The sequence below is a fragment of the Brachybacterium sp. UMB0905 genome (assembly GCF_002871795.1).
Taxonomy (GTDB): Bacteria; Actinomycetota; Actinomycetes; order Actinomycetales; family Dermabacteraceae; genus Brachybacterium.
On the sequence record NZ_PNHL01000004.1, the window covers coordinates 34,329 to 55,336 of the forward strand.

The window sequence follows — 21,008 nt, forward strand, 5'->3', positions numbered from 1 at the left end:
GTAGGTGCTCACGGGATGGAAGGGCCAGAGGCTCGGGTGCCGAAGGTTCGGGTGCCAGAGGTACGAATGCCGAAGGTACGAATGCCACAGGATACGGGCGGTCAGGGGCTGGGGTCAGAGTGAGCCGATCATGACGTCACCGGACCAGATCAGGTCCTCGGTCGCTGGAGCATCGGCCCCGAAGGTGGTCTCGCCGCAGCCCGGCAGCACCACGGTGGCGGAGATGATGCCGCCCGCGGCCTGCAGGGTCTCGCGGTCGGTGGGGCCATGCACCAGCAGCCAGCTGGGTGTCTCGTCCCCACCCCAGGCGACCTCCTCCATGATCAGGATCGAATCATGCACGCCCAGCCGTTGCAGGCATCCGGGCGCATCGAACGTGGTCAGCGGCTGGATGGAGCCGGAATCCACCAGCCGCTGCACCTCCGTGCCCAGCGTTGTCTCAGTGACAACGGGCAGGCCAGCCGAATTCTTCCCCGCGCCGTCCACGGAATCCACCGACGCTGCTTCCGAGCGTCCAGAGCCGGCCGTGGACTCCTGAAGCGCCCCGGCCAGCTGCACTCCCAGCAGCCCGGAGATCACCAGGGCCGCGAGCACCACGGGCAGTGGCACGCCCAGCAGCGTGCCCGGCCGGTGGCGCGGCGGACGCACCCCGCTCATTCGACGCGAATCTCCGCGATACGGGCGCGGAAGTTCCCCGCCTGGTCGCTGTCCGGCGGCAGCTCAGGAATCCACAGCGCGACCTGCTCGGTCTCGAGCGGCTCGGGCAGATCTAGTCGCACCTCGCCGTCACCGGCGAAGCTTCCGCTGGTCAGCACGTCACCGAGGCTGCCATCGTCGTTCACCGCCCGCAGCTCGAGGGTGCCGCCGGTGTTCTTGGCCGTCGTGACCGTGACCGCCTTCAGTTCGGAGGGCTCGGCCAGGTGGACGCGCACCCCCACTCCATCCTTGAGACCGCCGTAGTCCGGAGTCGCGTAGTACTTCGTGGACCAGAATGAGGCGGGATCCCCGTCGTGGATCCGATCCTGCTGGTCCGCATTGTCGACCTCGTCACCGCCCGGGGTGAACAGCTCGACGCTCGCCAGCTGCGCCGCGGGCAGCTCCTCCTCGGTCTCCTCGGCCGTGGGCTCGACCGGAGCCTCCCCGGTCTCCTCGTCCGCCGTCGGCTCCTCACTGGGGGCTTCCGATGTGGCTAGCGGGTCCTCGATGATCGAGGGCAGGTCGCGGGTGACCGTCGTGATGGCGAGTACCAGCGCGAGCATCACGAGGATGACGCCACCGGCGATGATCCACTGGGACTGCAGCGACCGGCGCTCCTGATCCTGCGGGCCCAGCGCAAAGGTGTCCGGGTCATCGGCATCGGTGGCGACCCCCACGACGTCGCGCAGCAGGGACGAGCGACCGCCCGCCCACGCGGCTGACGGTGCCGTCTCCTCCAGCACCGACCGATCGCGTCCGTGCACCACGATCGGGCCCGACGGCTCCGGTGCGGCGGCCGGGGTGGGGTCATCCTCGTCCTCAGTGGGCGGCGTCGCCGGAGATGCCGCCGGCGTGGCGGGCGGGGAGGGCACGGCGGCGGCCGCCGCTGCCCCGCCTGCGGCGAGAGGGGTGGCCGATGGTGGCTGCTCGGGGGAAGGCTCCGGTGAGGTGGCCGACGGGGGCTCGTCGGTGGGAGCCGTGGCGGCGGACGTCCCGGTGGTCTGCGCCGGGGCAGCTCCCGCGTCCGCTGTCGCATCTGGTTTGGCGTCCGTCGCCGGAGCGGGATCCTTGGCGGGAGCGGGCTGCTGCGGAGAGATCGACATCTGCCCCGGGAACGGGCTGCTGCTGCGCTTCTGTGTCAGATGCAGTTCCTGGACCAGGGCATTCGCGGCGCGAGAGGACTCTGCGGCGGCTGCCGCATCGGCCCCCTCCGCGGCCGGGCTCGGCGGAGCTGTGGCAGCCGTATCCTCTGCCGGATCCTGATCTGGCGGCGCCGCGTCGGTGGAGTGCTCGGCCACGGTCCCAGGCGCCGCGGTGCTGTCCGTCGATTTCTCCTGGGGGGAGCCGGTCGCATCTGGTGCGCCAGGCAATGCCGCAGCAGCGGCCGCGGCCCCGGCGAGCGTGGCTACGCCAGCTGCCGCAGCGGGCACAGCGGGCGGCGGACCCGTCGGTGCCGAAGCGGGTCCCTGCGGCGCCGCGGCCTGCGGCGCTTCAGCTTCCTGCGGGGCCGTGGGCTCCTGCGGGGCCTCGGGCCCCTGCTCTGCCTCAGGCCCCTGCTCAGCCGCGGGCGCCGTCGGCGCCTCGGCAGCCGGCTGCGCTCCTGCCGCCGGCGCCGTGGGTCCCGCCACCGGCTGTGCCGCCGTCTCTTGCCGCGACCCGTAGGCCTCGAGCGTCACCGGGATCGACTGCCACGGCCGCAGCTCCTCGATGAGAGACCGCGTGGTCACCGGCATGTCATCAGAGGACTCATTGAGCACGGCATCGCACAGCAGATCCAGATCCGGCGGGATCTCCTGCGCGGTCACCGCAGAGGGCCGCGGCACCGTCCCGCCCTCCCCGCGGCGCGGGCTGCGGCCCGTCAGCGCCCGGTACAGGAGCGCCACAAGCGCCGCCGTGTCCTGGAACGACGCCACCTCCCGGGACCGATCTAGACCCGGATGCGAGGCCGCCTCGGCCCCCACCCCCAGAACGACGACCTCCCCGGAGGCGGTGTCCACGAATACGCGATTGGAATCCAGGAACTGGTGACGCACCCCGCGTCGGCGAGCGACCTCGAGCCCTGCGGCCGCCTCGCCGATGATCGCGCGAGCCGTCTCCGGATGCAGCGCCCCCTTGCTCAGCAACGCAGCCAGCGGCGGTGCCGGAGGCAACGGGTACTCCACCACCGTCAGCTCATCATCCGGTGCCGCGATCTCCCGCACCGGCAGCAGCCGCGCATCCTCCACCAGGTAGGCGCGCCGCACCGCATCGGCCGTCTCCGCGGCGGCCTGGCCGCGCACGATGAACAGCACCACCGATTCGTCGGTATCCACCACCCGGGCCCGGCGCCACTCGGCACCCTCGGCCACCCGGGACAGGGGGATGCGGCCCTCCAGCGTCCATCGCGTAGACAGGGCATCCTGCTGCGAGTTCGTGTTCACCGACCATCCTTCTGTGCTGTGGCCGTCGAGGGTGGGAGTCGACGTCCGCCCATGCTACGAGGTCGCCGTGGATCAGCGGCGCAGAAGCGCCCTGCCCCGTCGGCCCACCATGTTCACCAGGCGCCGCGCATCCGGCACTCGCAGCATCCACGCCACGAGGGTGAACACCGCCGTCATCACCACGGCCACCATTGCTCCCAGCACGACGGCGAGGATGCGGTGCTGCCACATCGGCCCCTCCAGCAGTCGCACCAGAACGGCCCCGACGGCCCAGGCCAGGACTGCGGCGCCACCCAGCTTCACGAACACCAGCGCACTCTGCGCCGTCCCGGAGGTGCCGGCGCCATGCCGGGCGGCCAGACGCCGCAGCAGCCACAGGCCCATGACCCAGGCGGCGATGTTCCCGAGCGTGGTGGCGCCCGCCGCGGCCATCGCGGCATGCCGGGGATCCACCAGGGTCAGGATCAGTGGAACCGAGAGCAGCGTGATCGCGGTGATCGGCACCTGGCACAGGAACGGCGTGCGCGCATCCTCGTAGGCGTAGAACACCCGCTTGACCAGGTACAGCCCCGCGAACGGTACGAGCCCCAGCATGTACGCCACCAACACGGTCCCGTTGGCGCGGGCCGCGATCTCCCCGGTGCCACCGCCGATCACCCACATGATCGGCGCGGCCAGCGCGACGAACACGGCTGTGGACAGCATCATCGGCACCGCCAGCAGACGATTCGTCTCGCGGTAGCGAGCCAGAGCGGCGCTGTGGTCGGCCTCCGCCGCGCTGCGGGAGATCGCCGGGAACGCGGCGGTCACCACGGCCACGGCGATGATCCCCTGCGGAATCATGAACGCCATGAACGCCCATTCCATCGTCAGCAGCGCCGGATAGTTCGCTGCCTGCTCCGGGGAATCCTGCAGACGCTCGGCAGCGGCCACCGCCCCTCCCGTCGCCCAGCGGGACGCCCAGACCCCCAGCTGCCCCAGGCCCAGCATGGCCAGGGCCCACAGGCCGATCCGGCCCAGCTTCCCCAGGCCCAGCCCGCGGAAGCCCCAGCGCGGCCGCAGCCGCAGATCCAGCTTCTTGACGTACCAGAACAGGAACAGCACCTGCGCGGCCGATCCCCCCACATTGATCGCCGCCATCGCCAGGACCATCGGTAGCGTCCACTGCGTCGGATCGCCCACCGTCCCCCAGGCGGCCAGGAACATGCCCGCCCCCAGGATGCCCACCAGATTGTTGAGCACCGGAGCCCACTGGTAAGGGCCGAAGGAATCATGCGCGTTCAGCAGCTGACCGCACATGACATACAGCGCCGAGAAGAAGATCTGCGGCATCATCCAGTAGCCCAGCTGCACGGCCAGCGCATACGTCACCGGGGGCAGCAGGCCGCTGGTGAGCGTCAGCAGCAGCGGCACCGCCAGCAGGCACACCAGCGTCAGCCCCAGCGACACCGCCGCCACGAGCGTCATCAGGCGCGAGATGTAGTCGCTGCCGCGGTCCGGCCGCTTCACCGCCCGCACGATCGCCGGCACCAGGATGGCGTTCAGGGTGCCGCCGCCCACCAGCAGCCAGATCGTGTTCGGCAGGGTGTTGGCGGCGCTGAAGGCATTGGCCGCCGCCGACATCGAACCGCCCAGGATCGCACCGAACAGGAAGGTCCGCACGAAGCCCAGCAGGCGTGAGACGAGCGAACCGGCCGCCATCAGGGCGCTGGCCCGCAGCAGCGTGAAGCGGCTGGAGGGTGTGCCCTGTCGCCGGTGGCGCGGCACATGCTGCACGCGGATCGTCCGGCTCATCGAGTCTCCTTCGAGTGGGTGTCAGGGGTGGAGCGGCCGGAGCGGGCCAGTTCCTCGGGATCCTCGGGTCCGGCCACCCCCGGCGCCCGGGTGGTCGACCCGACGCGGCGGGCTCGCAGCACCCCCACCACCACGAGCACCCCCATCGCGATGACCAGCAGCAACGTGGTCCAGTTCTCCCAGGAGGGATTCACGGTCAGCGGCGTGCTCACGGGCTCGCTGAGCGGCCGCCCATCGGCCGTGGCCACCACCGTGGTGAGGGTGACCGATCCGTTGGCGATCGCGTCGACCTCCACCATCACATCCACCTGACCGCCGGCGGGCACCACCACGGGATCCGACGGGGCGATGCGCACGAGCGGTTTGTCCGAGGTCACCAGCGGGCGCACGGTGATGGGCGTGTCCAGCCGGTTTGTGATCGTGATCGGTACCCCGGCGGTATCGGAGATGACGTTGTAGCCGGACGCCGGAACGACCGCGATCTCCCCGCGCAGCGCGGCAACCTGCTCCGTCACGTCCTCGATGTGCTGGGCATGCCCCTGCGGATCGGTGCGCCATCGGCGGGCCAGGCCCTCCAGGATCTTCCGCCGCGGCTCCTCCAGGGCGGTCTCGTCCTCCATCACCTCGCCCAGCGACACCAGCTCTTCCTCGGTCCGGGACAGGGTCTGCAGGCGCTGCGGATCCAGCGGGCTCGGATGAGATCGCTGATCGATGTGCTGCCAGCGCCCCTCAGGGGCGGGAGACGCGGCCGAAACATCGATGGGGCCCACATTGCCCAGAGCCAGCAGATTTTCCTCATCACCCAGCGGGCTCGTGGTCCAGGTCTCCTGCTGGGCTGCTTCCAGCAGGGCGTCGGTGCGCCCGGCGCGGATCCAGGGGGCCTCCTGCATCGCCTCGAGCACCTGCTCGGCTGCCTGCGTATCCAGGCCCGCCTCAGCGCTGGGGGCGATGACCAGGTGACGCGGGGAATCGGTGTACTCCGAGGCGATCGTCGCCGTCTCCGCCAGCAGCCGCTGGCGGATCTGCTCGGTGTCCGCCTCAGCGGTCAGTAGGGTGAACTCGGTGGACAGCTCGGGATCCGGGGCGATCACTGGGACGGACCCGGCCTCGGAGGTGTACTGGCCGATCGAGCTCGGGGTCGTGTTGCTCGCCGGATCCGCCCGCAGCACCGCCGAAGGCAGCACGAGGGCCTTCGCGCCCGCACGAATCTGGGCATCGATCAGATCCGCCGTGGCGCTCGCGGCCGGCAGGCCGGTCGTCGGCCCCGTCAGATCTGCCTCCAGTTGGTCCCGGACTCGGGCATCAGCCTGCTGCACCGCCGCGGTGAGCGGGCCGGTTCCCGCCTGCTGCAACGACACGAGATCCGCCTGGGCGTAGGGCCGGGCGAGAATGGTGCGCCCCGGGGCTGCAGCGGTGAGCTCTTCGGCGGCCGTGACGGCAGCGGGATCCGGGGCGTAGGTCACGGTGCCGAGGGGGTCCGCGGTCTCCTGCTCGCCGCCGCCATCGCTGGGGGTCGTCGGATCCATCGCCCGGGCGGGAGCCTCCAGCAGCGCGGGATCCAGCCACCAGTCCACCTCGGGACGGATCGCCAGGGGAACATCATCGGCGCTGGTCACGGGCAGCAGCACCGACTGGGTGATCTCCTCTTCGGCGTCCGCGGGCCGCCACACCACGAAGCTGCGCAGCGCCGCGAGCGGACGGTCCTCGCTGACCACCGTGAGCGACACCCGGCGCGTCCCCCAGAAGTACGGTTCAGGGGAATAGCCCAGTTCCTTCGCCGACGTGCGCACCGTCAGCACCGCTGATTCGCCCGGCTGGATGGTGTGCGCCGCGGAGGTGGCCACCGGCGCCCCTACCGCATCGGGCTGGGTGTCCTCCTGCCACTGCGCCAGCAGCGCCCGATCCGTCACCCGCGGGGCGCGGGTGCGCAGCTCAAGATCCACGTCGGTGAGCGGCTTCGAGGAGGTGTTCGTCACCTCCACCTGCGCCTCGAGCACCCCATCGGGGGCGAGTGACGTGGGAGAGAGCTCCACCAGGTCCAGGTGCACCGGGGCGCCCGGCTCCTGCCGGGGAGGTGCCGCCTGAGCTGTGCCGACCAGGCTCACCGGCAGGCCCGTCGGCACCGCCAGAACGAGCAGCAGGGCCGTCAGCAGCGCCGCGAGCATCGGGCGCACGGACGGCGTAGGGGACGGCATGGGGCCACTCTAAGCGGCGGCTACCGTAGGAGGCCGGAGGCCACACGAGACCTCCGCCTCCCCACCGCAGTCTCTCCCCGCAGCACCCCATCGGCCCCGACCTGAACGAGGACCCCGCATGACCGACCTGGCCACCGCCCGCACCCGTGCGGCCTCCATGTTCCAGGCCCTGCCGGAGGAGATCCATGCGCTGGGCCGGGAGTTCGAGGCCGCTGGGCATGAGCTGGCGCTTGTGGGCGGGCCCGTGCGCGATGCAGTGCTGGGGCGCAGCAGCGCCGACCTGGACTTCACCACCTCCGCGCGTCCCGATGACACCGAGGCGATCCTGCGGCGGTGGAACCGCGGCGGCGCGATCTGGGACATGGGCCGGGAGTTCGGCACCCTGGGCGCGTCCCGCGACGGCGTGAAAGTGGAGGTCACCACCTACCGCACCGAGAGCTACGATCCCTCCTCCCGCAAACCCGCCGTCCAGTACGGCGACACGCTCGAGGGGGACCTGTCCCGCCGCGACTTCACCGTCAACGCGATGGCGGTGCGCCTGCCCTCCCTGCAGCTCGTGGATCCCTTCCATGGCCTCGAGGACCTCTCGCGCACCCTTCTGCGCACGCCCGTGGACCCCCGGCAGTCCTTCGATGACGACCCGCTGCGCATGATGCGCGCGGTGCGCTTCGTCTCCCAGCTGGGCTTTCGCATCGAGGACGCCACGGCCGATGCGATCGAGGAGCTCGCCGAACGGATCACCATCGTCTCCGCCGAACGGGTGCGCGAGGAGCTGGTGCGCCTCATGCTGGGCGCCCACCCCCGCGGCGGACTCGAGCTCATGACCGAGCTGGGGCTGGCCGCGCACGTGCTGCCCGAGCTGCCGGCCCTGCAGCTCGAGATCGACGAGCACCACCACCACAAAGACGTCTACGAGCACTCCCTGACGGTGCTGGACCAGGCGATCGACCTCGAATCCCCGGCCGGTTCCGGCGGGCCCTGCGAGCGCCCCGACCTGGTGCTGCGCCTGGCCGCGCTCATGCATGACATCGGCAAGCCCGCTACGCGGCGCTTCGAGCCCGGTGGGGTGGTGACCTTCCGCTTCCATGAGACCGTCGGCGCGAAGATGACCGCCAAGCGTATGAAGGCCCTGACCTTCGACAAGGACACCACCAAGAGGGTGGCGCGCCTGGTGGAGCTGCACCTGCGCTTCCATGGCTACGCCGATAACCCCTGGACCGACTCCGCGGTGCGCCGCTACGTCACCGACGCCGGGGACCTCCTGCAGCACCTGCACCGGCTCACCCGCGCCGACGTCACCACGCGCAACCGCCGCAAGGCCCGCATGCTCTCTCGCGCCTACGACGAGCTCGAAGCCCGGATCGGCCACCTGGCCGAGCAGGAGGAGATCGGGAAGATCCGCCCCGACCTGGATGGCAACGCCATCATGGAGCTGCTGGGGATCCCCCCGGGCCGCGAAGTGGGCGAGGCCTACAAGCATCTGCTCGAGCTGCGGATGGAGCATGGGCCGCTGGGCGCAGAGCGCGCCGAGCAGGAGCTGCGTGCCTGGTGGGAGGCCCGCTCCGCGCAGTGAGGACACTGCGCGAAATCTGGGCGGGACCAGGCAGGCGGCGGTGCCCTCGGCCCGGCGTGGCCCGATGTGAGCGGGGCCGCATGGAACGTGCACACCCTGTGTGTTTCGCCGCCCTAGCATTCCGCCCGTGTGCACAGCGTGCGCATACTGAGGGACTGGGCACCGCCGTGCCCGCCTCTCACCGACCCGTAGGAGCACAGCTGACATGAGCGATTCCCGCCGCTCGTCCGGAAGCGCGCGACGCGCCGCCGGCGTGCGCCGTGCCTCCGCACAGCGCTCCGGACAGTCCTCCCGCCCACGGGCCGCGCAGAGCCCCAAGGGCAGCAGCCGTACAGGTAAGCGCGCCGCCTCGGCCGGCGGCGCCTCCCGCGGAACCCGCGCCCAGAGCACCGGCAAACGCGCCGCGGGCACACGCTCCGCTGCGGCTCGCCGACAGAAGAAGAACTTCCTGAACTACCCGCGCGCCGGGGCGAAGAACCCCTGGCGCTGGATCCCCTCCCTGCGGATGATCGCCGGGGCGCTCGCGCTCATGGTCCTGGCGGGCCTGGGCTTCGCCGTGTGGCTGTACAACGACACCGATGTGCCCGCTCCGAGCGACTTCGCCCTCGCCCAGTCCAGCCGCGTCTACTACGCCGACGGCGAGACGGAGATGGGGCGCTTCAGCGAGATCAACCGCACCGAGATCCCCGCCGACGAGATCCCCGAGAACATCAAGCAGGCGGTCGTGGCCAGCGAGGACTCGACCTTCTACGAGAACCGCGGGATCTCCCCGCGCGGCATCGTGCGAGCCCTGATCAACAACCTCTCCGGCGGCGCCCGGCAGGGCGGCTCCACGATCACCCAGCAGTACGTGGAGCGGTACCACACCGGCACCAACACCTCCTACCTGGGCAAGATGCGCGAGATGGTGATGGCGCTGAAGATCGACCAGGAGCTGAGCAAGGAAGAAATCCTCGCCCGCTACCTGAACACGATCTACTTCGGCCGCGGCGCCTACGGTGTGCAGGAAGCCGCCCAGGCCTACTTCAACAAGGACGCGAAGGACCTCACCGACGCCGAAGCCGCACTGCTGGTGGCCGTGATCCCGGCCCCGTCGGCCTATGACCCCGCCAACGATCAGGACAAGGCGGTCTCCCTGTGGGATCGCGTGATCACCCGCCAGGTGAACCTCGAGCAGATGACCCCCGCCGAGGGCGATGCCCTCGAATTCCCCGAGACGGCCAAGCCCAGCAGCGAGAACGAGCTGGGCGGCACCAAGGGCTACCTGCTCGTGGAGGTCCGCAAGGAGCTGCTGGAGCAGGGCTTCACCGAGGAGGAGATCGACACCGGCGGCTTCACCATCATCTCCACGATCGACAAGGAGATGCAGAAGCACAGCGTCGAGGCCATCAAGGACCTGCCCGATGACCGCCCCAAGAACAATCGCGTCGGCACCATGACCCTAGATCCCGCGACGGGGGCGATCCGGGCGATGTACGGCGGTCCGGACTACGTGAAGCAGGCCCAGAACGACGCCACCCAGTCGCGGATGCAGGCCGGATCGATCTTCAAGACCTTCACCCTGATCGCCGCGCTGCAGGACGGCTACCCGCTGGACTCGCTCTGGCAGGGCAACTCCCCGCAGACCTTCGATGGCGGCTGGGAGGTCAACAACTTCGCCAACGCCTCCTACGGCACCGTCACCCTGGAGCGTGCGACCGCCAGCTCGATCAACACCGCTTACGCGCAGCTGAACCTCGAGATCGGCCCGCAGCGCACGCGGGATGTCGCCGTCGAGCTGGGTCTGCCCGAGGACACCCCGGGCCTGACCGAGGACGCGGCCAATGTGCTGGGCTCCGCCTCACCGACGGTCGGGGAGATGGCGGAGGTCTACGCCACCCTCGCCGCCGGAGGCGTGCACCGCGAGCGCTACATCGTCGAGTCGGTGACCCGGCCCGACGGCTCCTCCCGCTACGAGCACGAGAAGGAGGAGAAGCGCGCGATGGACCAGGACGTGGCGACGAATGCGACTGTGGCCCTGCAGGGGCCGCCGACCGTCGGCTCGGCCCGCAAGCTCGAGGGGATCATGGGCGGGCGTCCGGTGGCCGGCAAGACCGGCACCTCCGAGAAGATGCGCTCGGCCTGGTTCGTCGGCTTCACCCCGCAGCTGGTGACCGCCGTGGCCATGTTCCAGCCCGGCGAGGACGGCTCGGAGCAGTCGCTGGCCCCCTTCGGCGGCGAGCAGTACATCACCGGCTCCACCTGGCCCACCAGCGTCTGGGGCCAGATCATGTCGCGCTCGCTCGAGGGCCAGGAGTTCATCGACTTTGCGCCCGCGGTCCCGCTGGACAACGAAATCCGCAGCCGCAGCCAGCCCTCCCCGCAGCCCCAGCCGACCCAGGCTCCGCCTCCCGAGGAGGAGGAACCGAGCGAGGAGCCGACGGAGGAGCCCACCGAGGAGGAGCCGACCGAGGAGGAGCCCACCGAGGAGGAGCCCACCGAGGAGGAGCCCACGGAGGAGCCAGAGCCCACCGACGAGCCGGAGCCCACGGAGGAGCCCGAACCGGAGCCCACGGAGGAGCAGCCCTCCGATCCGCCGGGCAATGGCGATAACCCCGGCCGCGGCGGTGGCGGGCGGGGTAAGCCCACGGAGAAGCCGACGGCCGAGGAACAGGCTGCCGGCATTGGCTGAGAGGACACAGCACGATGGCCACCATGTGTGAGCAGTGCAAGGGTCGCATCCGCGGCCGCATCCACACCTCGATCACGGGGCGCTACCTGTGCGAGCGCTGCCATACGCAGCTGCAGGGCCGCACCGCCGGTGTGGTGGCCGGCGGCGGGGTGCGCGGCGGTATCGCCACCGGCGGCTGGTACGCCCGGGTCAAGCAGGCGATGAGCGGACGCGGCCGACGCCGCTGAGCTCCCGGTCAGAGCTCCCCGTCGAAGCCGACGTGACCCTGCGCTGTCGCGTCGGCGCCCGTTTCGTCCCCGCGCCCGGCGGCCCACGCGCGCTGCCGTGTGATCCCGCCCGCCCGCCGTGGCCGATGTCCCACCGGCCCGGTAGGCTGAGCCGGTCCGTTCCGCACGTCGCCGACGCCGCGAAGCGGATGGCATGAACCCTCCTGCCACGGAGAGACCGTGGCCGCGAAAGACCACAGGAGGTGGGTACCAGAACATGCGCAAGTACGAAATGGTCGTCATCCTCGACCCGTCCGTCGATGAGCGGACCGTCGCAGGGACCTTCGAGAAGCTCGTCCAGGTGATCCCGAACGAGGGCGGCACCATCGACGAGGTCGACGTGTGGGGCAAGCGGAAGTTCGCCTACGAGATCGACAAGAAGTCCGAGGGCCTCTACATCGTCCTGCAGTTCACCGCGAAGTCGAGCACCGCCCAGGAGCTCGACCGTCAGCTGGGTCTGAACGAGTCCGTGATGCGCACCAAGCTGATGCGCCTGGACGACAAGTGACGTCAGGCCGCTGCTGACACCCCCACCTTCTGAGGAGCATTCATGGCGAACGACACCGTGATCACCGTGATCGGCAACCTGACCGCTGACCCCGAGCTGCGCTTCACGCAGTCCGGCATTGCGGTCGCGTCCTTCACCATCGCGTCCACCCCGCGCACCTTCGACCGCCAGTCCGGTGAGTGGAAGGACGGCGAGGCGCTGTTCCTGCGCTGCTCCATCTGGCGCGATGCCGCGGAGAACGTGGCCGAGTCGCTTGAGAAGGGGTCCCGCGTCGTCGCGCAGGGCCGCCTCAAGCAGCGCTCGTTCACCGACCGTGACGGCAACAACCGCACCACCATCGAACTGGACGTCGATGAGATCGGCCCGTCCCTGCGCTACGCCACCGCGAAGCCCAATAAGGTGCAGCGTGGCGGTGGCGGCGGTCGCGGCGGCTTCGGCGGCGGCCAGGGCGGTTACGGCGGCGGGAACGCCGGCGGTGGCCAGGGAGGCTACGGCGGTGGCGCCGGCGGCTACCAGAACAGCGGCCCGCAGGGCCAGCCCGACGCCGACCCGTGGGCCGGCGGCGGCAACCAGGGCGGATACGACGACCCGCCCTTCTGATCCCCCATTCCATTCCATCCCGGGTGCATGCCCGGGCTCCCCGTAGAAAGAAGGAGCACCACGATGGCCAAGCCTGTTCTTCGCAAGCCGAAGAAGAAGCAGAACCCGCTGAAGGCCGCCGGTCTGGAGACCGTCGACTACAAGGACGCCGCGCTGCTGCGCAAGTTCATCTCCGACCGCGGCAAGATCCGCGCCCGTCGGGTCACCGGCGTCACCGTCCAGGAGCAGCGCAAGATCGCGAAGGCCGTGAAGAACGCCCGCGAGATCGCCCTGCTGCCGTACTCGACCTCCGGTCGCTGAGCGAGGAAGGGAAGCACATGACCACCAAGCTCATCCTCACCCACGAGGTCACCGGCCTTGGCACCGCCGGTGATGTCGTCGACGTCAAGGACGGCTACGCGCGCAACTTCCTGCTGCCCCGCGGTCTCGCCACCCCGTGGACCAAGGGCGGCCAGCGCCAGCTGGACCAGATGCGCGCCGCCCGCGGCAAGCGTGCGATCGCGAGCCTCGAGGAGGCTCAGGCGCTCAAGGTGACCCTGGAGTCCAAGCCCCTCGTCATCGCTGAGCGCGCCGGTCAGAACGGCCGTCTGTTTGGTGCGGTCTCCTCCAAGGAGGTCGCCGAGGGTGTGAAGGAGATGTTCGACAAGGACATCGACCGTCGCACCGTGGAGTTCGCCAGCCCGATCCGCTCGCTGGGCGAGCACAAGGCGACCGTGCGCCTGCACGAGGACATCTTCGCGAACCTCGTGGTCCAGGTCGTGGCCGCCAAGGGCGCCGCGAAGGCCTGATCCGCCTTCCACGTGACGATGCGGGAGCATCCACCTCCGGGTGGGTGCTCCCGCGTCGTCCGTCGTGCCGTCAGCGGTGCTCGAGCGCCGGGAGGGCGGGTATGGTGCGCGGGGCCTTCCGATAGGCTCAGACCATGTTCGGACGACGCAGTGAGCAGGACCAGAAGCAGATCAGGGCGCTCCAGGCCCAGGTGCGGGACCTCGAGTCCCTCGTCCTCGAGCTCGGTGGGCGCGCCGGCCTCGATCGGATCGAGCTCGCACGGCTCCGCGAGGACCGTGCCGGCCGCATAGCGTCCGAGTGCAAGCGTCTCGTCGCGGACGGCAAGTACATCGAGGCCATCAAGGTCTACCGCGAGCACACCGGCGCGGGCCTCAAGGACGCCAAGAACGCGATCGACGCGTACCGCGATCAGATCTGACGCGAGGGGCTGCGGCCTGCACGCGAACGCGCCGGCACCCCCGCCGCGCCGCGACCTCGTATCCTCGAGCGGGTGAACACCCCCGCTCCCACCTCCTCGACCCCCGCCACCGCCGGCCGATTCGGCCTGGCCCGGTCCCTGGGCCACGGCCAGATGGCGATGATCGCCATGGGCTCGGCGCTGGGCACCGGGCTGTTCCTCGGCTCCGGGGAAGCGATCGGCATCGCCGGCCCGGCCGTCATCGTGTCCTTCGCGATCGGCTCCCTCATCGCCGCGACGATCGCCCTGGCCATGGGGGAGATGGCGTCCCGGCACCCCGTCCGCGGCGGCTTCGGCACCCTCGCCGCGCACTACCTCTCCCCGTTCTGGGGCTACCTCTCGCGCTGGCTGTACTGGATCGTCACCGTGTGCGTGACCGGCGCGGAGGTCGTCGCCTGCGCGGCGTACCTGGGCTACTGGGTGCCCGGAGTCCCGCTGTGGGCCGGGATCCTGCTGTTCGCCGCGGTGATCATCGGGATCAACCTGTCCTCCGTCGGCTCCTTCGGGATCGTCGAGTTCGTGCTGTCCTCGGTGAAGGTCATCGCCGTGGTCGTGTTCATCCTGGTGGGCGCGCTGCTGGTGCTCACCGGACTGCCCGGCACCCCCGCCGCCGGGTTCACCCACCTCACGGCCGACGGGGGCTTCGCCCCGATGGGATGGTCCGCCGTGTGGGTCGCGCTGTCGGTGGTGATGTTCTCCTTCGGCGGCATCGAACTGCTGTCCATCACCGCCGCGGAGGCGAAGGACCCGGCCCGCTCCATCCGCACCGCCGCCCGCACCACCGTGGTGCGCCTGGCCATCTTCTACGTCGCCTGCATCACGATCGTGCTGTGCCTGGTGCCCTGGCGGACCGCCGCGACCACCGGCGAGGACCTCGCCACGAGCCCCTTCGTCATGGTGTTCGACCAGCTGGGGGTGCCCGGCGCGGCGCACTTGACCAATGCCGTGGTGCTCATCGCCGCCCTGAGCGCCGCGAACGCGAACCTCTATGCCGGCAGCCGCATCATGCACTCCCTGGCCTCCGATGGCCTCGCGCCGCAGCCGATGGCCCTGACCACCCTGCGCGGGGTGCCGCTGGTGGGCATCGCCATCAGCTCGCTGGGTCTGCTGCTGGCCGCGACCCTCGCCTTCAGCGGCGTCGGTGGCGTGTTCGGCTACATGATGAGCCTCGTGGTGTTCTCGGTGCTGACGGTGTGGGCGCTGATCCTCATCACCTTCATCGCCTACCGCCGCCGCGGCACCGAGGGGGCCACGTTCCGCATGCCCGGCGGGGTTATCACCGCCGGGGTGGGGCTGCTGGGTCTCGCGGCGATCTTCGGCACCATCTTCGTGCGCCCCAGCATGATGATCGCCGCCGCCGTGGGGATCCCCGCGATCGCCGTGGCGACGCTGCTGTACGTGCTGGTGGTGCGCCACCGCATCGACCCGGCGGACATCGAGGCGGCCTTCGCCGAGGCCGACGGGATGCGCTGAGGCCGCGTCCGCCGGTCAGAGGCGGGCGATCGCGCGGAAGCTCGCGTCCAGCGCCTCGTCGGTAGCCTGCGGATCGATCGCGGTGATCGCGGCGAACAGGCAGTCCACCGCCATCAGCTGCGCGGTGCGGGAGGCCATGGCGCTGGGCCGCAGCGCGGACTCCCGCGAGGCCGTCACCAGCACCACCTCGGCCAGGTCGGCGAGCATCGAGGCGGGATGGTTGGTGATCGCGATGACCGTCGCACCGCGCTCGGCGGCGAGCTTCGCCGGCTCGATGACATCCACCGTCCCCCCGGAATCCGAGATTGCGATGACCACATCCGAGGGCCGCTCGAGGGCCAGCACGGTCAGGGCCTCATGCCGCTCACTCACCCGCGCAGCCGGCAGCCCCAGGCGCGTGAGCTTCTGGTACAGGTCCAGGCTCGCCACCCCACTGCCACCGATGCCCAGTAGCGTGATCCGCCGCGCCTCCACCACCGCCGCAGCCGCCCGCTGCAGCGCCGCCAGGTCGAGCGTCCCCGCGGTCTCCTGCACCGCCTGCACGTTCGCGCTGCGGATGCGGGCCACCACGCCCAGCAGCGGCTGCTCGGGATCCTCCGGGATCTCCTCCTCCTGCTGCGCCTCCATCATCCCGACGTCCTTGGCCAGCTGCAGCCGCAGCTGCGGGTAGCCGGAGAAGCCCAGGCGGCGGGAGAAGCGCACCACCGTCGGCGCCGATGTGGAGCAGCGATCGGCCAGCGCCGTGATCGTGTCGCGGGCCACCGCCCCGGGGTCGGCCAAGATCGCATCGGCGACCCGTCGCTCAGCCGGCCGCAGCTCCGGCAGCAGCCCGTTGATGCGGGTCAGGATGTTCATCCCGGCCTCCTCTCAGCCGTCGATGACCTCGCCCAGGCGACCACCGGCCGCCTCCAGCAGCTTCTCCGCCCCGGCCCGATCAGTGTCGCGCTCGAGCATCACCACGGCCGTCTTGACCCGGTCATCCGCGGCGCGCAGGGCCGCAGCGGCAGCGGACGCATCGGCTCCCGTGATCGTCGCGACCAGACGTTCCGCGCGCGCCCGCAGCTTCTCATTGGTCACCGACACGTCCACCATGAGATTGCCATGCACTCGGCCCAGGCGCACCATCACCGCGGTGGACAGCATGTTCAGCACCTGCTTGGTCGCCGAACCGGCTTTCAGACGGGTCGACCCGGTGAGCACCTCCGGACCGACCACGGCCTCGATCGCAATATCCACTTCGGTGGCTAGCACGCTGTCGGCATTGCACACCACGGCGGCGGTCAGCGCCCCGGCCTCCCGGGCCGCCCGCACCGCGCCGCGCACATACGGGGTGCGCCCGCTCGCGGTGATCCCGACGACGACATCCCGCGGGCCCACCGCCACCGCGGCGAGATCGGCCGCGCCGAGCTCAGGGTCATCCTCCGCCCCCTCGACGGCTACGAACATCGCCCCCTGGCCGCCGGCCATGAGGCCCTGCACCAGCTCGGGGTCGGTATGGAAGGTGGGCGGACATTCGGCGGCGTCGATCACGCCCAGCCGGCCCGAGGTGCCGGCGCCCACGTACAGCAGGCGCCCACCGGCCTGCAGCCGCTCCGCCGTCGCATCCACCAGGGCAGTGAGCTGCGGCAGCGCGCGGCGCACCGCGGCGGGAACCTCCGCCTCGGCGTCGTTCAGGGCCTCCAGCACGCCGATGGTGGAGCGGCGGTCCAGGTCTGCGAGCCGCTCATCCTGGCTCTCGGTGGACAGCTCCGCGAGCCGTTCATCCTCACGCGCCGTCTGACGCGCCCCGTCGGGTGCCCCCGTACGACCCGGGCCGCCGTCGACGTCGATCCGTGCCACCATCACGCGTGCCTCCCGCCGGCCGCACCCTCCCGGCGGCGCCGCGGGTTCGGGGCGGCGGCCAGCAGGCGCTGCGTGTACTCATGCTGCGGATCATCGATCACCGCGGCGCTCGTGCCACGCTCGACCACCACACCGCGGTGCATCACCAGGGTGTCGTCGGAGTAAGTGCGGGCCGAGCCCAGATCGTGCGTGATGTACAGGATCGCGAGGTCCTCGGTGCGGCGCAGGCCGTCCATGAGGTCCAGGATCTCCTTGCGGATCGTCACATCGAGCATCGACACCGGCTCATCGGCCACCAGCACCTCCGGCTCCGCCGCCAGAGCACGGGCGAAGGAGATGCGCTGGCGCTCGCCGCCGGAAAGCTCATGCGGGTAGCGGTGCAGATACCGTTCCGGCGGATCGAGGTTCACCTTGCGCAGCAGGTCGAGGGACTTCTCCTCCACCTCATCGGCGCCCTTGGCCTTGCCGTGGATGGTCAGGGCCCGGCCCAGCGTGTAGGAGATCCGATGCACCGGGTTCAGGGAGGAGAAGGGGTCCTGCAGGGTCATCTGCACGGTCTTCGTGTACTGCCGGAACCGGGCGCCCTTCATGCCGGTGACGTCCTTGCCGTGCAGCAGGATCTGCCCGGAGGTGACCGGGATGAGCTGCGCGATCATGCGGCCCATGGTGGACTTGCCGGAGCCGGATTGGCCCACCAGGGCGGTGACCCGGCCCTGATGCAGATCCACCGAGACGTCGTCCACGGCACGGAAGGTGGTGCGGGCGAGGCCCTTCCGGGGACCGCGGAAGTCCTTGACGATGTTCTGCGCCCGCAGGATCGGAGTGGCCGACGGGGTGGTGTCCGGCGCGGAGGTCGGGACGTTCACAGCTGTGCTCCTAGGTTGGACAGCGACTGCAGCAGCATCCGCGTGTAGGGGTGGCCCGGGGCGGTGTACACGTCCATCGCCGGCCCGTACTCCACGAGCTTCCCGCGCTGCATGATGGCGATCGAATCGGAGATCTCCAGCAGCAGCGACAGGTCGTGCGTGGTGAAGATGATTGCGAAGCCGAAGGTCTCCCGCAGGGCCATGATCTGGTCCAGCACCTCGCGCTGCACCAGCAGGTCCAGGGCCGTCGTCGGCTCATCCATGATGATCACGTCCGGGTCCAGCACCAGGGCGATCGCGATCGCCACCCGCTGCTTCATACCGCCGGAGAGCTCATGCGGGTAGGAGGTGATGCGGTCGGGGTCGATCCCCACCTTCACCAGCCGGTCCCGGGCGATCGCCCGGCGCTCGGAGGCGCTGAGATCGGGACGATGCTTGGCGATCACGTCATCGAACTGGGCGCCGACGGTGATCACCGGGTTCAGGGCGTTCATGGCGCTCTGGAACACGATGGCAATCTCGGTCCAGCGCATGGCCCGCAGCGACTCGGGGTCCAGGGCCAGCATGTCCACGTCCCCGCCGCCGGACTCCTCATCGCGGTGGTAGGTCACCGAGCCGCTGACCACCTTCGCGGGATTGCGCAGCAGGCGGGTGATGGCGTTGGTGAGGGTGGATTTGCCGGAGCCGGACTCACCGGCCAGGCCCAGCAGCTCCCCGCGATGCAGGGTGATGGACACATCGTCCACCGCGCGAGTGGTGCCCTCCGCGGAGGGGTAGTCCACCACGAGGTTCTCCACCGTGATGATCGGCTCGCCGGGCACCTGCACCGGGCGGATCGACGGAGCGATGTGCTGGTCGACCTCCTCGGCGTCCACGGGAGCCTCCCCGGCCGGGGCGGTCTCCACCGAGACCTCGGCGCCGCCGGCGGTGCTGGAGACCTCGGTGCTGCCGCCACCCGCCGCGGCCAGCAGACCGGGCCGGGCGGACTTCGCCCGGGAGCGCTCGGTGCGCAGGCGCGGGTTGGCGTACTCGTCGATGCCGAAGTTGATCAGCGCCAGCCCGGCGCCGATCGCGGAGATCGCGAAGCCCGGCGGGATGAACCACCACCAGGCGCCGATGCGCAGTGCCTGCGCATTCTGCGCGAAGTACAGCATGGAGCCCCAGCTGGTGGTGGTCAGCGAGCCGATGCCCAGGAAGGACAGCCCGGCCTCGGCGAGGATCGCGCCGATCACCGAGAAGATGAAGCCGCTGACCGCGATGGGCAGGGCATTGGGCAGGATCTCCGCGAAGATGATCCGCAGCCGCGATTCGCCGGTGGCACGCGCCGCCTCGACGAAGTCGCGGTTGCGCAGCGAGAGGGTCTGAGCGCGCAGCACACGGGCCGCACCCGCCCACGACGTGATGGTGATGACGATCGCGACGGAGACCATGCCCTGGGTGGGCAGCCAGCCGGTGAGCACCACCAGCAGCGGCAGCCCCGGGATCACCAGGAACACCGAGGTGAGGATGTACAGGATGTCATCCACGATGCCGCGCAGGTAGCCGCCGATCAGGCCGACCACCACGGAGATGATCTGCGAGAACACCCCGGCGAACAGGCCCACCAGCAGGGAGACCCGGGCGCCGTGCACGAACTGGGAGAAGACGTCCTGACCCAGCTGGGTGGTGCCGAACCAGTGCTTGGCGGATGGGCCGGAGAGGATCTCGGGACCGGAGGCGCGCGGACCGTAGGGGGTGATCATCGGCCCGAAGATCGCGATCAGCACGAAGATGATGACGATCACGAGCCCGGCCCGGACCTTGCCCGAGGTGGGGATGAAACGGGAGATACGGCTCATCTCAGGCCTCCACTCGAGTGCGCGGATCCAGGAACACGTACACCACGTCCGCGAGGAGGTTCGCGAGGATCACGGTGAAGGAGATCATGAGGAACAGGCCCTGCATAAGGGGGAAGTCCTGGCCCTGCACAGCCTGGAACAGGATGTACCCGATCCCGGGGTAGTTGAAGATGACCTCGGTGAGCATCGAGCCGCTCACCACGGCGCCCAGCGACATGGCGAAACCGGTGATGGACGGCAGGATCGCGTTGCGCGCCCCGTAGGTGAACAGCACCGTGCGCGGGCGCAGGCCCTTCGCCTCGGCCATCGTCACGTAGTCCTCGCCCAGCACGGTCACGGTCATGTTGCGCATGCCGATGACGCTGCCGGCGAAGGAGCTGAGGATGATCGTGATCGCCGGCAGCAGCGAGTGGTAGAGCACCGAGAGGATGTACTCCGGGTACCAGCCGCGCACCAGGAAGCGGTCCGCACCGCCCGCCACCGGGAACCAGCCCAGGTTCACGGAGAACACGAGCACCAGCAGCAGCGCCATCCAGAAGTACGGCACGGCGTTGAGGAAGGTCAGGGCCGGCAGGGTGTAGTCCGAGAGCCGGCCGCGCCGCCAGGCGAGGATGACGCCCAGGCCCGTGCCCAGCAGGAAGCTCAGCACAGTGGTGGTGCCCACCAGGCCCAGGGTCCACGGCAGGGCGCTCAGCGCGATCTCGCTGACCGGCACCGGGAAGTACGTGATGGAGCGCCCGAAGTCACCGGTGAGGATCTGCCCCATGTACTGGATGTACTGCACCAGCAGCGGTTCGTCGGAGATGCCGTAGGCGGCGGTGAGAGCCGCGACGGCGTCGGGGGAGATCTGTCCCTCCATCCGCTCCATGAGCAGGGTGACGGGGTCACCGGGCATGAGGCGCGGGATGAGGAAGTTCAAGGTGATCGCTGCCCACAGGATGAACGTGTAGAGCAGGACCTTCCGCAACAGATACTTCACTGCGGGTCCTCCGGGTGCGGGAGTCGGGATGGGGCGTTTCG

General features: G+C 70.2%; 18 protein-coding genes. 9 read left to right on the forward strand and 9 right to left on the reverse strand.

The annotated features are described in order from the left end of the window. Positions 1 to 114 precede the first annotated feature (114 nt). From CJ197_RS04605 to CJ197_RS04625, 4 genes are all read right to left on the reverse strand, one after another. Positions 115 to 657: a hypothetical protein gene (locus CJ197_RS04605; RefSeq protein ID WP_102235585.1), complete on the reverse strand. Its 543-nt coding sequence runs from the start codon at positions 655 to 657 to the stop codon at positions 115 to 117. Then, positions 654 to 3,116, reverse strand: coding sequence for a hypothetical protein (locus tag CJ197_RS14845; RefSeq protein WP_146007701.1), 2,463 nt, complete (start codon positions 3,114 to 3,116; stop codon positions 654 to 656). Before CJ197_RS14845 ends, CJ197_RS04605 begins: the two co-directional genes overlap by 4 nt. Positions 3,117 to 3,188: 72 nt before the next feature. Beyond that, positions 3,189 to 4,910, reverse strand: coding sequence for a murein biosynthesis integral membrane protein MurJ (murJ, locus tag CJ197_RS04620; protein ID WP_102235588.1), 1,722 nt, complete (start codon positions 4,908 to 4,910; stop codon positions 3,189 to 3,191). Continuing rightward, positions 4,907 to 7,105 carry a DUF6049 family protein gene (locus CJ197_RS04625; protein WP_146007702.1) on the reverse strand — a complete coding sequence of 733 codons (2,199 nt, stop codon included), beginning with the start codon at positions 7,103 to 7,105 and terminating at the stop codon, positions 4,907 to 4,909. The genes murJ and CJ197_RS04625 overlap by 4 nt, the downstream gene beginning before the upstream one ends. A gap of 118 nt (positions 7,106 to 7,223) precedes the next feature. Here CJ197_RS04625 and CJ197_RS04630 point away from each other — a divergent pair, with 118 nt between their 5' ends. The 9 genes from CJ197_RS04630 (at position 7,224) to CJ197_RS04670 (ending at position 15,442) form a co-directional block, all read left to right on the forward strand. Next, on the forward strand, positions 7,224 to 8,678 hold the full coding sequence (locus tag CJ197_RS04630) for a CCA tRNA nucleotidyltransferase (protein ID WP_158239375.1): 1,455 nt from the start codon (positions 7,224 to 7,226) through the stop codon (positions 8,676 to 8,678). 205 nt (positions 8,679 to 8,883) lie between these two features. Next, positions 8,884 to 11,349, forward strand: coding sequence for a transglycosylase domain-containing protein (locus CJ197_RS04635; protein ID WP_102235590.1), 2,466 nt, complete (start codon positions 8,884 to 8,886; stop codon positions 11,347 to 11,349). Between the two features lie 14 nt (positions 11,350 to 11,363). Continuing rightward, the gene (locus CJ197_RS04640) at positions 11,364 to 11,576 is read left to right on the forward strand and encodes a hypothetical protein (RefSeq protein ID WP_102235591.1); all 213 of its coding nucleotides are present in this window, start codon (positions 11,364 to 11,366) and stop codon (positions 11,574 to 11,576) included. Between the two features lie 256 nt (positions 11,577 to 11,832). Then, positions 11,833 to 12,123 (forward strand): 30S ribosomal protein S6, encoded by a 291-nt coding sequence (gene rpsF / locus CJ197_RS04645; protein WP_102235592.1) that lies wholly within the window; start codon positions 11,833 to 11,835, stop codon positions 12,121 to 12,123. A 42-nt stretch (positions 12,124 to 12,165) separates the two neighbouring features. Continuing rightward, on the forward strand, positions 12,166 to 12,723 hold the full coding sequence (locus CJ197_RS04650; protein WP_102235593.1) for a single-stranded DNA-binding protein: 558 nt from the start codon (positions 12,166 to 12,168) through the stop codon (positions 12,721 to 12,723). Between the two features lie 63 nt (positions 12,724 to 12,786). Next, a complete protein-coding gene (gene rpsR, locus CJ197_RS04655; protein ID WP_015777137.1) occupies positions 12,787 to 13,023 on the forward strand; it encodes a 30S ribosomal protein S18 in 237 nt (78 codons plus the stop codon). A 17-nt stretch (positions 13,024 to 13,040) separates the two neighbouring features. Next, positions 13,041 to 13,511: a 50S ribosomal protein L9 gene (gene rplI / locus CJ197_RS04660; RefSeq protein ID WP_102235594.1), complete on the forward strand. Its 471-nt coding sequence runs from the start codon at positions 13,041 to 13,043 to the stop codon at positions 13,509 to 13,511. A 134-nt stretch (positions 13,512 to 13,645) separates the two neighbouring features. Beyond that, positions 13,646 to 13,930 (forward strand): hypothetical protein, encoded by a 285-nt coding sequence (locus tag CJ197_RS04665; RefSeq protein ID WP_102235595.1) that lies wholly within the window; start codon positions 13,646 to 13,648, stop codon positions 13,928 to 13,930. Positions 13,931 to 14,083: 153 nt separating this feature from the next. Then, the gene (locus tag CJ197_RS04670) at positions 14,084 to 15,442 is read left to right on the forward strand and encodes an amino acid permease (protein WP_102235771.1); all 1,359 of its coding nucleotides are present in this window, start codon (positions 14,084 to 14,086) and stop codon (positions 15,440 to 15,442) included. A gap of 15 nt (positions 15,443 to 15,457) precedes the next feature. Here the strand turns inward: CJ197_RS04670 and CJ197_RS04675 are convergent, their stop codons facing one another. Genes CJ197_RS04675 through CJ197_RS04695 form a run of 5 tightly spaced genes read right to left on the reverse strand, consistent with a single transcriptional unit; the run spans position 15,458 to position 20,967 of the window. Then, positions 15,458 to 16,297: a MurR/RpiR family transcriptional regulator gene (locus CJ197_RS04675; RefSeq protein ID WP_102235596.1), complete on the reverse strand. Its 840-nt coding sequence runs from the start codon at positions 16,295 to 16,297 to the stop codon at positions 15,458 to 15,460. Between the two features lie 12 nt (positions 16,298 to 16,309). Further along, positions 16,310 to 17,284: an N-acetylmuramic acid 6-phosphate etherase gene (murQ, locus tag CJ197_RS04680; RefSeq protein ID WP_102235772.1), complete on the reverse strand. Its 975-nt coding sequence runs from the start codon at positions 17,282 to 17,284 to the stop codon at positions 16,310 to 16,312. Next, positions 17,284 to 18,150: an ABC transporter ATP-binding protein gene (locus tag CJ197_RS04685; RefSeq protein ID WP_102235597.1), complete on the reverse strand. Its 867-nt coding sequence runs from the start codon at positions 18,148 to 18,150 to the stop codon at positions 17,284 to 17,286. Before CJ197_RS04685 ends, murQ begins: the two co-directional genes overlap by 1 nt. Further along, positions 18,147 to 19,988, reverse strand: coding sequence for a dipeptide/oligopeptide/nickel ABC transporter permease/ATP-binding protein (locus CJ197_RS04690; RefSeq protein ID WP_102235598.1), 1,842 nt, complete (start codon positions 19,986 to 19,988; stop codon positions 18,147 to 18,149). Before CJ197_RS04690 ends, CJ197_RS04685 begins: the two co-directional genes overlap by 4 nt. A gap of 1 nt (position 19,989) precedes the next feature. Further along, positions 19,990 to 20,967 carry an ABC transporter permease gene (locus CJ197_RS04695; protein WP_102235599.1) on the reverse strand — a complete coding sequence of 326 codons (978 nt, stop codon included), beginning with the start codon at positions 20,965 to 20,967 and terminating at the stop codon, positions 19,990 to 19,992. Between the last annotated feature and the right edge of the window lie 41 nt (positions 20,968 to 21,008).

Coding starts and splice junctions, on each gene's coding strand:
- CJ197_RS04665 (WP_102235595.1), top strand. CDS start 13,646: ATGTTCGGACGACGCAGTGAGCAGGACCAGAAGCAGATCAGGGCGCTC.
- rplI (WP_102235594.1), top strand. CDS start 13,041: ATGACCACCAAGCTCATCCTCACCCACGAGGTCACCGGCCTTGGCACC.
- CJ197_RS04630 (WP_158239375.1), top strand. CDS start 7,224: ATGACCGACCTGGCCACCGCCCGCACCCGTGCGGCCTCCATGTTCCAG.
- rpsR (WP_015777137.1), top strand. CDS start 12,787: ATGGCCAAGCCTGTTCTTCGCAAGCCGAAGAAGAAGCAGAACCCGCTG.
- murQ (WP_102235772.1), bottom strand. CDS start 17,284: ATGGTGGCACGGATCGACGTCGACGGCGGCCCGGGTCGTACGGGGGCA.
- CJ197_RS04605 (WP_102235585.1), bottom strand. CDS start 657: ATGAGCGGGGTGCGTCCGCCGCGCCACCGGCCGGGCACGCTGCTGGGC.
- CJ197_RS04650 (WP_102235593.1), top strand. CDS start 12,166: ATGGCGAACGACACCGTGATCACCGTGATCGGCAACCTGACCGCTGAC.
- CJ197_RS04675 (WP_102235596.1), bottom strand. CDS start 16,297: ATGAACATCCTGACCCGCATCAACGGGCTGCTGCCGGAGCTGCGGCCG.
- CJ197_RS04690 (WP_102235598.1), bottom strand. CDS start 19,988: ATGAGCCGTATCTCCCGTTTCATCCCCACCTCGGGCAAGGTCCGGGCC.
- murJ (WP_102235588.1), bottom strand. CDS start 4,910: ATGAGCCGGACGATCCGCGTGCAGCATGTGCCGCGCCACCGGCGACAG.
- CJ197_RS04635 (WP_102235590.1), top strand. CDS start 8,884: ATGAGCGATTCCCGCCGCTCGTCCGGAAGCGCGCGACGCGCCGCCGGC.
- CJ197_RS04670 (WP_102235771.1), top strand. CDS start 14,084: ATGGCGATGATCGCCATGGGCTCGGCGCTGGGCACCGGGCTGTTCCTC.
- CJ197_RS04640 (WP_102235591.1), top strand. CDS start 11,364: ATGGCCACCATGTGTGAGCAGTGCAAGGGTCGCATCCGCGGCCGCATC.
- rpsF (WP_102235592.1), top strand. CDS start 11,833: ATGCGCAAGTACGAAATGGTCGTCATCCTCGACCCGTCCGTCGATGAG.
- CJ197_RS04625 (WP_146007702.1), bottom strand. CDS start 7,105: ATGCCGTCCCCTACGCCGTCCGTGCGCCCGATGCTCGCGGCGCTGCTG.